The following is a 13,867-nucleotide window of genomic DNA, read 5'->3' on the forward strand; positions in this document are numbered from 1 at the left end:
CTTTTAATGACCAGGAAAAAACACGTACTAAAAACTACGCGTCCCGGTCCGTGGGTAGGTTGAAATCGCTTCCGAAGTTTTACCTTTGGAAGCGATTTCTATATAACTCCGTATGTCCATTCAAATTTCTCCCCTTGCCGAAAGCCTGCCGGTTTTTTTAAAACAGCACAATTATTCGGCCATTGCGGTTCTGGCCGATGCAAATACGAAGCGATTCTGCTATCCGGCTATAAAAAATTTTTTACCGAAACATAAAATTATTACACTTCGGGCGGGCGAACAATACAAAGATTTAACGGCTTGTGAGATGGTTTGGCAGGCCCTAACCGACGCCCAATTTGACCGCCATGCCCTGCTAATTGATCTGGGAGGGGGCGTTGTTGGGGATCTGGGCGGTTTTTGTGCGGCAACCTACAAACGCGGCATTGATTTTATTCAGATTCCAACCACGTTGTTGTCGCAGGTAGATGCCAGTGTCGGCGGGAAGCTAGGTATTGACTTTCACGGATTTAAAAACCATATTGGGGTCTTCAAATTACCGGAAGCGGTTCTGATTGATACGGTTTTCTTTCAAACATTACCGGAGTTGGAACTGCGGTCGGGTTTTGCCGAAATCATTAAACATTGCCTGATTGCCGATGCCGCCAAATGGAATGTCATCCGTCGCCGGGATTTGCACCAGCAGGATTGGAATGATCTGGTGGCGCATTCGGTCGCAATAAAAAAAAATATCGTTGAACAAGATCCAAACGAGAAGGGAATACGTAAAGTATTAAACTACGGTCACACGTTGGGTCATGCGCTCGAAACCCATTTTCTGGCCGATCCCAAACGACGGTTGCTGCATGGTGAAGCCATCGCGGCCGGCATGATTGCCGAAGCCTTTATTGCGAAACGAAAAGGGCTGATCGAAATCGGGTTGCTGGAGCAGATTGAAGAGTACCTATTTTCAATATACGGACGCGTCAATCTGGCGGATGCCGACCTGGAGCCGGTGTTGACGTTGACGTTACAGGACAAAAAAAACCGCAACGGTGAGGTACGGATGGCATTGCTGGACGGACCGGGAAGTTGCACGTACGATGTTCCGGTAACAAAAGCGGAGATGCGTCGGGCACTGGATTATTACCGAACTTAGAATTAACCAAATACCCGGTCCGTTTAAGCGTTTTTTTAAAACATTGCGGAGCAAAAGACACTATACTAAAGGAGTTCTATTCATTTCTAACCAGTTTGTCTATTCGATTCAAATTTACAACCCTGTTAAACAGTCCGTTTATGAAACATTTTATCGGCGTCCTTGTGTTACTGGCTGTGGTTTCGCTGGCCGGATGTATGCCTGGGAAATTATTCGTTGAGCACGATTACAGCTACGAAGGGCATTTTAAAAATTATGAATCTTTCAACTTTCTGGAATGTGAGTACATCGACTCCACCTTGCTCTGCTCAGATATTCAGGAAGCTATTCGTCACCAAATGGAAGCGCGGGGTTATAAAGTGGCCAACCGCGCCCCGAACCTGTTGATATCCTATAATATTTTTCGGAATGATCTGCGTTTCCGGGGGTATCAACAACCGGTTATCAAAGATTGGGTCGTGAGTGAAGACGGCGATGCGACTTACAAAAGAATCGACTACAACCTGGACGAAGGAACACTGATGATTTCATTGATCGACGCCGAAACCTATCAGGTCATCTGGAAAGGCTATGCGTCGCGGGTAACCCGAAATCCGAATTTCAAGAATAATTACTTCAAAGGGATCGTCCGATCCATCTTTGACCAGTATCCGCTCCTGGCAACAGCCCGAAAGTGAGGGTGTGAAAAAACAGCGAATAATGAATGTTGAATACCGGCGCTTGCTTCGTTATTCAGCGTTCATTATTCCGTGTTTGGGGCCACCTGGGTGGTCAATTGTTTAAATATTCCCTCCAGACTACTTTCCTGTTGCTTCAGTCCAACCAGGGTAAGGTTTTTGTCGGCAGCTAATCGGAAAATAGCCGCCCGCAAATCACTATTTTTGTCGGCCGTCAGCCGGTAGCGGCTTTGGCCCAGCACCTCCACGGTTCGAATACCGGGCAATCCATTCAGCAGAACGGTTTCGTCAGCCAGATCCTGCTCGAATTCGGCCACCACCACCATTGATCCATCGGCATTGTCGCGCAACTCATTCAGCAGCCCATCGGCCACAATCCGGCCCCGGTTGATGATGATAACCCGGTCGCAGAGGGCTTCGACTTCCTGCATGATGTGGGTGGAAAACAGGACGGTTTTTTCGCGGCCAATCGTGCGGATCACCTGGCGAATTTCAGTGAGCTGATTGGGGTCCAGTCCGGTGGTCGGCTCGTCTAAAATCAGGACGGGCGGGTTATGAATGAGTGCCTGGGCCAACCCGACACGCTGGCGGTATCCTTTCGATAACTGGCCGATTTTTTTGCGCTGTTCGAGTTCCAGCCCAACGAGCCCAATCATCTCATCGACCCGCCGGCTCAACGCCGAACGCCGTAAACCGTGTAAAGAACCTGCGAAGCTCAGAAATTCCTTCACGTACATGTCCAGGTAGAGCGGATTATGCTCCGGCAGATAGCCTAAACTTCGCCGTACAGCGATCGAGTTCGTCCGGACGTCAAAACCATTCACTTCAACCGTGCCCTCGGTAGGCGGCAGATAAGCCGTTGCAATTTTCATGGTCGTGGATTTTCCGGCACCGTTGGGTCCGAGAAAGCCTACAATCTCGCCCGGTTGCACGGCAAAAGAAATTCCATCAACCGCCCGTTGGGCCGTTTCGCCGTTTCGGGCGTAAATTTTAGTCAGGTTCTGTACCAGAATGGACATCGATCAATACGAAAGTGCAAAGAGACAGGGTGCAATGTAAAAAAGCAACCGAATATTTTCAGGCAAACGGTCAGATTGTTGGGTCAGAATCGATTTAAAGTGCAAACGGTTTTGGCGAATTCCGTTTGTTCGTCGAAGCCCCTGTATTAACGTCGTTTTTGAAAAACCGCTTTTAAAACCAAAAACAATTTTTATTTTTAGCCTTCCGTTCACCCTGAAACGGGTTGAAAACTGCCATGAGAACGAAGCACATCGGCCTGCTAGTGGGATGCCTGATGGCCATTAGTTCCTGGGCTCAAAAACCGGGTGCCCAAAGTCCTGCTCTGGAACACATTGATATTCTTAGCCATCCGCCGGATGTTTTCACAAACTGTGATAATGCCCAAACGCAGACGGAGATGAATTTATGCGCGCAAATGCGGTTTCAGAAAGCGGACCATGAATTGAATGCGGTTTACAAACAACTGCTGGGCCTGGTGTCGAACACCGATAAAACGCTTGTGATCGAGGCCCAGCGGCAATGGATCGTCTACCGCGATGCGCACTGTAAAATCTATGAGAAAATGTACGAGGGCGGTTCTGCGCTGAGTATGGTACTCGCCAACTGCAAGGAAGCCACCACCCTGAGCCGGATCAATGAACTAAAAGAATTAGTAGCCGAACGCAAACTTAGACAATAGCTGCCAGCCCCATGAGTGACTCTGTATTCCGGAAAAAATCGGTTGTAAAAGCCGTAGCCGACATTGACGATGGTGAATCGTCACACCTCAACAAGGTACTGGGTGTGCGCGACCTGACCTCGTTTGGAATTGCGGCTATCATCGGAGCCGGGATTTTTAGCACCATCGGACGCGCCAGCGTCAACGGCGGTCCGGCCGTATCGCTGCTGTTTGTCTTTACGGCCATTGCCTGCGTTTTTACGGCCCTCAGTTACGCGCAGTTTGCCTCAACGGTACCCGTCAGCGGAAGTGCTTACACCTACGCTTACGTGTCATTCGGAGAGATTTTTGCCTGGATCATCGGCTGGGCGCTCATCCTGGAATACGCCGTCAGTAACATGGTGGTAGCCATTTCCTGGTCGGAGTATTTTACGTCGATGCTCGAAGGATTTGGGGTTCACTTTCCGTCTTACTGGGCAACGGATTACGGATCAGCCGCCCGGGCCTACGAACAAGTGCAGGCCAGCGCCACACCGGGAGACTTACCGGCCCATACCCGGGAACTGGCGCAGGCTTTTCAGGATGCTCCGGCGTTGGGCCGTTTGAGGTTTATTGCCGATTTGCCCGCCGGATTTGTAACGGTATTGATCACGTCCCTGGTGTATGTCGGGATTAAAGAATCCCGCACGGCCAGCAACCTGCTGGTGGTTCTGAAACTGGCCGTTATCGGATTGGTCATTGCTGCCGGAGCCTTTTACGTAAAACCCGAAAACTGGTCCCCATTCGCCCCCAACGGCGTTAGTGGCGTCTTGAGCGGGGTGGCTTCCGTCTTTTTTGCTTTTATCGGTTTCGATTCCATTTCGACCACCGCCGAAGAATGCAAAAATCCGCAGCGGGATTTGCCCCGCGCCATGATTTACTGCCTCATTATTTGCACGGTTTTGTACGTATTGATTACGCTGGTACTGACCGGGATGGTGAATTACAAAGAACTGGGCGTCGATGATCCGCTGGCCTACGTGTTTCAGAAAGTGGGGCTGGACGCCATTGCGGGCGTTATTTCGGTCAGTGCGGTAATTGCCATTACGAGCGCGTTGCTGGTGTATCAGTTGGGGCAACCGCGCATCTGGATGACCATGAGCCGCGACGGGCTGCTGTGGCCCCGTTTCTCGAAAATTCACCCGCGTTACCGGACGCCTTCTTTCGCCACCATTGTGACGGGCTTTCTGGTTGCCATTCCGTCGCTTTTTCTGGATATGCAGTTTTTTATCGATCTCACCAGCGTCGGTACGTTCTTTGCCTTTATTCTGGTCTGCGGAGGTATTCTGTTTCTGGATGCGAAAGGGCTTTCCAAACATTCGAAGTTTAAAGTTCCTTATGTCAACGGGAAGTACATCGTCGGTCTGGCCTTGCTGGTCGCGCTGTTTTTTGTGTTGCGGGCGGGAGGGCTCCTGAGCGGTATTTCAGAAAAGCCGCTGCTGGCGGTTTTCTGGCTGACCTGGGCGGTATTTGCCGTGCTGTCGTTCCGCTATAATTTCTCCCTTCTGCCGGTTCTGGGCATTCTGACCAATCTTTACCTGATGACTGAACTGGGAATCAGTAACTGGGCTATTTTCGTCGTCTGGTTAATCATCGGTCTGGTCATTTACTTTTCGTACGGCTATCGGAAAAGCAAACTGGCTGTGGCAGACGCCGAATGAACCGGGCTTCACCAAGCTTTGTAGGGTATTAGCGGATGATAAAATCAATTCTGAGAAATAATTAATTGATTGTGCATACAATATATAATTCTTTCTATATTTTGCCACGGAATTAGCAGATTCAGGTAAAAGCAGATAGGAACAAGACTACCATCCAGACCGGATGCCGCATTTACGTGTTTGCCGATCAGATATTTAAGTCAGTTAATTTTACATCTCGCAATAATGCAGAAAGCCTACAGGGTCTCCCTTTAGGCTTTTTTATTAGCAAAAAAGAAGGGCAACGATGGTAGTCGTTGCCCTTCTTCAATCAAAAGCAGCTAGTGCTTAGTCGCTTCTGCGACCGCCCATAAGCAGACTGGCGTAGTACAGAAGCGTGGCCAGCGAGCCGAGTGCCGCAACGACGTACGTCATGGCCGCCCACCAGAGTGCATCTTTTGCGTAGCCATATTCCCGCTGATTGACAATGTTCCGGTTTTGCACCCAGGCCAGAGCCCGGCGGCTGGCGTCGAATTCGACGGGCAGCGTGACAAAACTAAACAACGTGGTGACGGCGAATAACGCTACCCCAACGGCCAGCGGAATGATGGTGGTGTTGATCATCAGGATACCGATCAGAATAATCCACTGCAGGTAGCTTGACGAAACCGTCAGGAACGGCACCATGGCCGAACGGAATTTAAGCGGACCGTAGGCCGTTGCGTGTTGCACGGCGTGACCGCATTCGTGGGCCGCCACAGCCGCCGATGACACGCTTCGCCCATAATAGACGTCGGCACTCAGGTTGACGGTTTTATCCTGCGGGTTATAGTGGTCAGTCAGCATTCCTTCTACTGAAAGCACGCGAACGTCAAAAATGTTGTTTTCGTGGAGCATTCGTTCGGCAATCTCCTTGCCGCTCATCCCGTTGCTTAGTCCGATTTGCGAATACTCGTTAAACTTGCTTCTCAAACGCCAGCTGATACCGGCACTGAGGAGCGCGAAAATGATGAAAATAATCCAGATTCCAGGCATAATTCAAGAAGACCGGGGTCGCCGGCACGATTAAGAGTACATGGTTAAACGGTAGTGTGGATCACTATACCTACTAAACAAATATCACTAAAAAAACGGTTCATTGTTTATCCCTGTCTGCAACCGCTGATCACGGTTTTGGAACAGCCCCGCTATGGATAAGCCCTGCGGATTTTCTCGATGAGCGCCGTGGTGGAATAACCGGCAACGAGCGGAATGGTTTGTACGTGACCGCCGTTCTGTACTACAAAATCCGCTCCCACGATGTCGCCGATGGCATAGTCGTCACCTTTAACCAACACGTCCGGCTTGAGAACCTGAATCAGTTCAAGTGGTGTTGGCTCGCCAAACAGGACCACGGCGTCGACAAACGCCAGCGAAGCCATCAGCCGGGCGCGGGCATATTCGTTGACAACCGGGCGCAGCGGTCCTTTGATGCAACTGACAGACGCGTCCGTATTCAGGCCCAGAATCAGTTTATCCCCGAACTGCCGGGCTTTTTCCAGGTAATCGACATGACCCAGATGCAGAATATCGAAACAGCCGTTGGTAAAGACCATTTGCTGGCCGGTCGCGTGCCACTGTTCGGCCAACGCAACGGCCTGCTCCCGGCTGAGAATTTTGGATTCGGTCATTTTTTTGATGGCTAAGCTGGTTGGATGACTACAAAGGTTAAAAATGGCTAACCGGTAAAATGAGCCATCAAAACCATTTTTAACCCTACCACCATTTTACTTTATCAGGATTCCGCCCCAACTACCTGTTGCGTATTCCGGCCTTTCAGCATAACAATCAGAAAACTCAGAGCACCGAGAACAACTACGTAAAACCACTGTGTAAACAGCATCAGCGTAGCCAGCGTGGCTCCATCCTGATTGCTGATGCCATAGAGCGCGAGGGCCGCTCCAACGAGAATGTTGAACGTTCCGGCACCACCCTGAACGGGAGCCGCCATGCCCAGGGCACCCATGATCAGAATGGTCAGACCGGCGCGCCAGCCCAGATCGGCAGTTTGGGGCATGGCCGAAAACAGCACGAACGACATGTAATAATACATCGTCCAGATCAATACCGTATGGAAGATGAACGCACCGGGATTTTTTAGTTTACGAATACTGACCAGGCCTTCGAGCAAGCCGACCACAAACTTTTCAACGCGCTGGTAGAACGGTTTCTGGCGAAGCACTTCTTTGAAGCGATTGTAGAAAAACCAGACCATGACGGCCAGCCCGAGTAGACAGCCGACCAGAATCACCAGCAGCCAGGAGTTGTCGCGCAGACCGGCCGTGTTGAATTTTGACGAAAAGAAATCCATTAAAAACGTGCTGAGTCGGTCGAATTCGATCAGAAAGGTGGCCCCAATGAGCAAAAAAAGCATCAGTACGTCAAAAATCCGCTCGGCAACGACTGTACCGAAACTTACATTGACGGGAACTCCTTCCAGGCGGTTTAACGTGCCGCAGCGGGTGACTTCGCCCATGCGCGGAACCACCAGATTGGCAAAATAACCGGTCAGAACAGACAGTGTAGTGTTAAACTGTGCCGGTCGATACCCCACTACCGGTTCCAGCAACAAGCTCCAGCGGTAGGCCCGACTCCAGTGGGCAATTACGGTCAGCAAACCCGACACCGCAATCCAGCTGTAGTCGGCTTTGCTGAAAGCGTCGAACATGGCCGCGCGGTCGATGTCTTTGAACACGTACCACAACAGCCCGGCGGCAATACCGAGTGAGATCCCGTATTTTAGAATGTTTTTCAACGGTTGAAGAATGGTTAGCTGGTTGACTATGGTTGCATGGTTAAAAATGGTTAGATGGCTAAGGATGGTTGAATGGTTCACTTTTAAAGTGCCCATTTTAACCATTCTTAACCATCCAGTCATTCGCTTTCAACCATTCAATTAAAAACTAATCGGTTATTGATGTCGGGAAAAACCACCTGCGGTTTATAGGTTTTGGCTTCATCGGTGGTCATCATGCCGTACGAGATGATGATGATGATGTCGCCCACCTGAGCGCGCCGGGCAGCAGCTCCATTGAGGCAAATAATGCCGGAGCCCCGTTCGCCCTTGATGACGTAGGTGATCAAACGTTCGCCATTGTTGTTGTTGACAATATGAACCTGCTCATTTTCAAGCAATCCGGCGGCATCCATCAGGTCTTCGTCGATGGTGATGCTGCCGACATAATTCAGCTCAGCCTGCGTCACCCGGACCCGGTGGATCTTCGATTTCATTACGGTAATAAACATAGTTGTATAGACTACCCGGTTCAAACGGACGATCAAAAGTAGTGAAAAACAGTCCACCCGAAGCAATCACCGCAAAAACAGCCCGCGAAACGAGTTAGTTCAGTTGGCTGTTCGTCAGAGGATGAGGTTGTCAATCAGCCGGGTTTTGCCCAAGTGCGCGGCAATACACAAAGCCGTTGCGCCCGGCGCCAGGCGTTGCGAAACGGGCTGAAGCGTGTCGGCGTTAGCGATTTCAAAGTACTCCAGCCGAAAATCCGGATGCTTTTGCAAGTCGCTTTCCACGGCGGTTTTAGCGGCCTCGATGGTGCCCTCGTTGTGCAGGATTTCCTGCGCTTTGATCAGCGCCTGATACAAGGCGGGTGCTTCCCGGCGCTCGGCCGGCGACAGGTTGCGGTTTCGCGACGACATCGCCAGCCCGTCGTCTTCCCGCACGATGGGCATCCGAACCAGTTCCATCTGAAAGCCCAGATCACGAATTAATCGTTTCACGACGGCCACCTGCTGAAGATCTTTCTGGCCGAAATAGGCCCGGTCGGGCTGAATGATGTTGAATAATTTGGAAACGACAATACCGACACCGTTGAAGTGCCCCGGTCGAAACGCTCCTTCCAGCACGGTTTCCAGATCGCCAAAATTCAATTTTAAAACCGGATTGCTCGGATATATTTCGTCCACGGAAGGGGCAAAAACCAGATCGCACCCGGCTGCTTCGAGCAGCTGGCAGTCGGCTTCGAGGGCGTGCGGATACCGGGCGAGGTCGTCGGGGTTGTTAAATTGAGTCGGGTTGACGAAGATGCTGCAAACCGTCAGGTCATTATTGGCTTTAGAAGCCTCGATCAGGGAGATATGGCCCGAGTGCAGCGCACCCATCGTGGGAACAAATCCCATGGATTTGCCGGTCCGGCGTTGAGAATCAAGAGCTTGCCGTATACCGGCGATAGTTTCGTAGCGTTGCATACTGAATTTTAAATGGATGGAGTCAATCTTTCGCTGGATTAGCCTGGAGCTGGAATTAGGAACCCGGCGGTTTATATTGACAAAACAGGAGTTTTTCTGGCGAAATTCTATTGAAATACCAGAAAAAATTGTATAATTTTGCAGATTTTTAATTTGTTCCGCTACGGCGGTGTATTTCACTAAAGCCCCCCAATCGTGTTATGAGCAAACTTCGGATTCTCTACGTTGCCAGTGAAATCAACCCTTTCCTCCAGACTTCTGCCGTTGCCGATTTTGTTCGGAAACTGCCGCAGGCGATGCAGGAACGCGGCATGGAAATTCGCATCCTGGTGCCACGTTTCGGGCTGATCAACGAGCGAAAGAACCGGCTACACGAGGTGGTCCGTTTATCGGGTATCAATATTACGGTGGGCGACGAAGAAAAGCCACTGATTATCAAGGTGGCCTCCATCCCCAATGCCAAATTGCAGGTGTATTTTATTGACAATGAAGACTATTTTCAGCGTAAACACGTTTTTCTTGACAAGGATGATCGATTCTACGAAGACAACGACGAGCGGACTATTTTCTTCTGCAAAGGCGTTCTGGAAACCGTAAAAAAATTAGGCTGGTCGCCCGATATTGTCCACTGTAATGACTGGATGACGGCCCTGATTCCGCTGTATCTGAAAACAACCTACAAAAACGACCCGATGTTTAAGGATACCAAGTCGGTATTCTCGGTTTACAATAATTCATTTTCCTACCGTTTCGACGACGGTCTGGTTGAAAAAGCCAAGGCCATGGATGTGGATGATGACATGCTGAAATATCTGAAGTCGGCTGATTATGACGGGTTTATCCGGATGGGTTGTACCTACGCCGATGTGGTCGTGAAGGCCGATGAAGATTATAGCGAGAGTTTAAATAGTATTTTGAATGATTTGTCCGACAAGAAATTTGAACTCGCCGAAGAAGGCCAGGAAGTTGCTGATCAATACTACAATCTTTATACGGAACTTGCGGGCTAAGCGGGCCGCGAATGCCGTTCAGGTAAGCCTGATGGCCGGAATCCTGGCGTTGGTGTCGGTACTGGTGGCCTGCGAAGAACCCAAAGACATCGGTTTGCCACCGACCACGGCCATCGGCGTGCTGTATACCGATACGCTCACCGTCAAAACGTCCACGATTCAACTCGATTCGGTGGAAAACGACCGCAATCTCCGGCTCTTTGTCGGGAATTATAGCGACCCGGTTTTTGGTAAAGTTTCGGCTAAAGCCTTCGGCCAGTTGTATGTGGAAGCGGGTAGCTTCAAAACAGAAGGCGAAATGGTCTACGATTCGTTGCTGGCGTGGGTTGGATATTCGTACGTCTATGGCGATACGACGAAGGTGCAGGACATTTTCATTCACCGGCTGACGCAAGATCTGGATACAACGAAGCGGTATACGTCGAACTCGTCGGCTACGTACGAGGCTCAGCCTCTGGTCAAGATTCAGCTGACCCCTTCGGCGCTCGGCGGCTCAAAATCCGTTCGCATGCCGGATGCCTTGGGCCGCGAACTGCTGGATCTTTCGAAGGGATCGGGCGTTACCCAAGTCGATTTTGAGAAAAAATTCAAGGGTATTGCCCTGGTGCCAGGCGCGAACAACACGACCGTTTTTGGCTTCTCCAATGGCGTTGTCTACCTTGAATTGTATTACCACAATTCAACGGATACGACCAAGAGATACGCTACCGACTTTTCGATGAGTCGGGCCCGGCCCTCGTTCAGTCAGATCAAAGTGGACCGTTCCGGAACAAAACTGGCGGGTTTGAGCCTCAATAAGTCGCTGTCGGCTTCCGAAACCGGTGGTGACATGTTCGTGCAGGGTGCTACAGGCGTAACCACAAGGGTGCTTTTTCCGACCCTTGAAAATCTGAAAAAAGAAACCGGACGGATTGCCATCAACCGGGCTGAACTCCAATTTTTCGTTAAAGGCAGTAGCCCCGGCGGGCCAATTCCTGCGGTTATGACGATGGCGGAAACCGACGAGAACAACCGGGTTTCCTATTCGGTGGAGGCCGGTACGGGAAACAAAATATATCATTTGCTTCAGACGCAGGCCGGTACGTATCAAACGGCGAATAAGTGGTATTATCCGCAGGCTGTCGGCTACAACACCCGGCAGAAAACCTATGCGTTTGACGTTACCACCTATATTCAGGCGCTTTTGACGGGTTTTCACCCCAACAAAGGGCTGGTAATGTTCCCGACCCTAACGCCATCGCTGGTTCAGCAGAATCCTACTACGGGGGCCGGTGTGTTTCTGGCGCAGCCTTACGTTTTTAACCAGTTGAACGGTGCGGTTCTCAATGGTCCGGTCAATGTCAAACTGGTGGTATTTTATACATACACTCCGTAGGGTCACAAGCCCGAAAGGAGAGCCAGCCTATCGATAGGCTGGCTTTTTTGTTTCTGTACTTTCCGGTTAAAAACCGGGTTATATACTTGTTTTATTTGTATCTTTCCCAGAAAGACGCCCAGTTTTGATAACAATTTAGGAATGAAATAGGGATTTGTTAAATATTTTAAAAACTACCTGTTACAGCACCATTAAATTTAAAAGCCTATGTGTGGAATTGTCGCTTACGTCGGACATCGCGATGCCGCTCCGTTAGTTCTTAAAGGGTTGAAACGGTTGGAATACCGGGGCTACGATAGCGCGGGACTTGCCCTGCTCGATGTGGAAAACCCTGCTGATGCGGGCCTGAAAGTATATAAGAAAAAAGGAAAAGTCGTTGATCTGGAGCATGAACTGGCCGGGAAAGACTTGCACGCCAAAATCGGCATCGGACATACCCGCTGGGCCACGCACGGTGCGCCCAACGACGTCAATGCCCACCCGCACTTTTCGCACGACCGGAAGCTGGCGATCATTCACAACGGAATTATTGAAAACTACGCGACGATCAAGGAGAATCTGATTCGGAAAGGCTACATTTTTCGTTCCGAAACCGACTCTGAAGTGCTGATTCAGTTCATTGAAGACATCCGGAAAGAAACCGGGTCGTCGCTGGAAGAAGCCGTCCGGCAGGCGTTACTGGAAGTGGTTGGCGCGTATGCTATCGTCATTATTTCGGAAGAAGACCCGACGCAACTCATTGCCGCCCGCAAAGGAAGTCCGCTGGTGATCGGGGTGGGAGAGAACGAGTTCTTTTTTGCGTCGGATGCCACACCGATCATCGAATACACCAAGGACGTTGTGTATCTGAATGACCTCGAAATTGCGGTCGTTCGCGCCGGTGAACTGAAGGTGATCAACCTCGATAACACCCAGACCACGCCGTATATTCAAAAGGTAGAAATGGAGCTTGAAGCCATCGAAAAAGGCGGTTTTGAGCATTTCATGCTGAAGGAAATCTTTGAGCAGCCCCGTTCCATTGCCGATAGTATGCGTGGTCGCGTTCGGGCCGATGACGGACACCTGCAACTCGGCGGTTTGCGGGATTATCTGGATCAGCTGGCGTCGTCCAAACGGATTGTCATCGTCGGCTGTGGAACGTCCTGGCATGCCGGGCTGGTGGCCGAGTATATTTTTGAGGAACTGGCCCGCATTCCGGTCGAAGTGGAATACGCGTCGGAATTTCGGTACCGGAACCCGATCATTGCTGAACGGGATGTCGTGATTGCGATTTCGCAGTCGGGCGAAACGGCGGATACGCTGGCGGCTATCGAACTGGCCAAATCGAAAGGTGCTACCATTTTTGGGGTTTGCAACGTGGTGGGTTCGTCCATTGCGCGGGCTACCCACGCGGGGGCTTATACCCACGCCGGGCCGGAAATCGGAGTCGCCAGCACCAAGGCCTTTACGGCGCAGGTGACGGTTTTGACCCTCATGGCCATTGCTGCGGCTCAAAAGAAAGGCACGATTTCGGAAACCCTTTTCCGGCAGCTGCTGGCCGAACTGGAGCGTATTCCCGCGCTGGTCGACAAGGTGTTGCAAAACGCCGAAAAAGTGAAGGAAATCGCCTATATTTTTACCTACGCCAAGAATTTTATTTACCTGGGTCGGGGCCTGAATTTCCCGGTTGCATTGGAAGGCGCGCTCAAACTGAAGGAAATCTCGTACATCCACGCCGAGGGTTATCCGGCCGCCGAAATGAAACACGGCCCGATTGCGCTCATCGACGAAGATATGCCGGTGGTGGTGATTGCGACGAAAGACAGTTCCTACGAAAAAGTGGTCTCGAACATTCAGGAAGTGAAAGCCCGCAAAGGCCGGGTGATTGCTGTCGTGACCGAGGGCGACACGCAAATCCGGGAAATGGTCGATTTTGTGATTGAAATTCCGAAAGTTCACGACATTCTGATGCCGCTGGTTTCGGTGATTCCGCTGCAATTGCTGTCGTATTACATCGCCGTGATGCGGGGCCGCAACGTCGATCAGCCGCGAAATCTGGCGAAGTCGGTAACGGTGGAGTAGCAAAATA

General features: G+C 50.7%; 13 protein-coding genes. 7 read left to right on the forward strand and 6 right to left on the reverse strand.

Annotated features, from left to right (window positions below):
* Positions 1-112: 112 nt before the first annotated feature.
* Positions 113-1,138, forward strand: a complete 1,026-nt coding sequence (aroB, locus tag EHT87_RS22060) for a 3-dehydroquinate synthase (RefSeq protein WP_124908809.1) — start codon at positions 113-115, stop codon at positions 1,136-1,138.
* A 140-nt stretch (positions 1,139-1,278) separates the two neighbouring features.
* Positions 1,279-1,815, forward strand: coding sequence for a DUF4136 domain-containing protein (locus tag EHT87_RS22065; protein WP_124908810.1), 537 nt, complete (start codon positions 1,279-1,281; stop codon positions 1,813-1,815).
* A 65-nt stretch (positions 1,816-1,880) separates the two neighbouring features.
* Here EHT87_RS22065 and gldA read toward each other — a convergent pair whose 3' ends face one another.
* On the reverse strand, positions 1,881-2,834 hold the full coding sequence (gldA, locus tag EHT87_RS22070) for a gliding motility-associated ABC transporter ATP-binding subunit GldA (protein WP_124908811.1): 954 nt from the start codon (positions 2,832-2,834) through the stop codon (positions 1,881-1,883).
* Positions 2,835-3,070: 236 nt separating this feature from the next.
* On the opposite strand from gldA, the gene EHT87_RS22075 reads away from it, so the two are divergent.
* Both EHT87_RS22075 and EHT87_RS22080 read left to right on the forward strand, forming a co-directional pair.
* A complete protein-coding gene (locus EHT87_RS22075) occupies positions 3,071-3,514 on the forward strand; it encodes a lysozyme inhibitor LprI family protein (protein WP_124908812.1) in 444 nt (147 codons plus the stop codon).
* 11 nt (positions 3,515-3,525) lie between these two features.
* On the forward strand, positions 3,526-5,193 hold the full coding sequence (locus EHT87_RS22080; protein ID WP_124908813.1) for an amino acid permease: 1,668 nt from the start codon (positions 3,526-3,528) through the stop codon (positions 5,191-5,193).
* Between the two features lie 327 nt (positions 5,194-5,520).
* Here EHT87_RS22080 and EHT87_RS22085 read toward each other — a convergent pair whose 3' ends face one another.
* The 5 genes from EHT87_RS22085 to panC form a co-directional block, all read right to left on the reverse strand.
* On the reverse strand, positions 5,521-6,207 hold the full coding sequence (locus EHT87_RS22085; protein ID WP_185716316.1) for a zinc metallopeptidase: 687 nt from the start codon (positions 6,205-6,207) through the stop codon (positions 5,521-5,523).
* 152 nt (positions 6,208-6,359) lie between these two features.
* A complete protein-coding gene (gene rfaE2, locus EHT87_RS22090; RefSeq protein WP_124908814.1) occupies positions 6,360-6,842 on the reverse strand; it encodes a D-glycero-beta-D-manno-heptose 1-phosphate adenylyltransferase in 483 nt (160 codons plus the stop codon).
* A 104-nt stretch (positions 6,843-6,946) separates the two neighbouring features.
* On the reverse strand, positions 6,947-7,966 hold the full coding sequence (locus tag EHT87_RS22095) for a lysylphosphatidylglycerol synthase transmembrane domain-containing protein (RefSeq protein WP_229321249.1): 1,020 nt from the start codon (positions 7,964-7,966) through the stop codon (positions 6,947-6,949).
* A gap of 137 nt (positions 7,967-8,103) precedes the next feature.
* Positions 8,104-8,457 (reverse strand): aspartate 1-decarboxylase, encoded by a 354-nt coding sequence (panD, locus tag EHT87_RS22100; RefSeq protein ID WP_124908816.1) that lies wholly within the window; start codon positions 8,455-8,457, stop codon positions 8,104-8,106.
* Positions 8,458-8,571: 114 nt separating this feature from the next.
* Positions 8,572-9,414, reverse strand: a complete 843-nt coding sequence (gene panC / locus EHT87_RS22105) for a pantoate--beta-alanine ligase (protein ID WP_124908817.1) — start codon at positions 9,412-9,414, stop codon at positions 8,572-8,574.
* Positions 9,415-9,614: 200 nt separating this feature from the next.
* Between panC and EHT87_RS22110 the strand changes: the two genes are divergently transcribed.
* From EHT87_RS22110 to glmS, 3 genes are all read left to right on the forward strand, one after another.
* Positions 9,615-10,424, forward strand: a complete 810-nt coding sequence (locus EHT87_RS22110) for a glycogen/starch synthase (protein ID WP_124908818.1) — start codon at positions 9,615-9,617, stop codon at positions 10,422-10,424.
* Positions 10,414-11,799 (forward strand): DUF4270 family protein, encoded by a 1,386-nt coding sequence (locus EHT87_RS22115; protein WP_185716317.1) that lies wholly within the window; start codon positions 10,414-10,416, stop codon positions 11,797-11,799. The genes EHT87_RS22110 and EHT87_RS22115 overlap by 11 nt, the downstream gene beginning before the upstream one ends.
* A 207-nt stretch (positions 11,800-12,006) precedes the next feature.
* Positions 12,007-13,860, forward strand: coding sequence for a glutamine--fructose-6-phosphate transaminase (isomerizing) (gene glmS, locus EHT87_RS22120; RefSeq protein WP_124908820.1), 1,854 nt, complete (start codon positions 12,007-12,009; stop codon positions 13,858-13,860).
* Positions 13,861-13,867 lie beyond the last annotated feature (7 nt).

It is taken from the genome of Larkinella knui, from assembly GCF_003858645.1.
Taxonomy (GTDB): Bacteria; Bacteroidota; Bacteroidia; order Cytophagales; family Spirosomataceae; genus Larkinella; species Larkinella knui.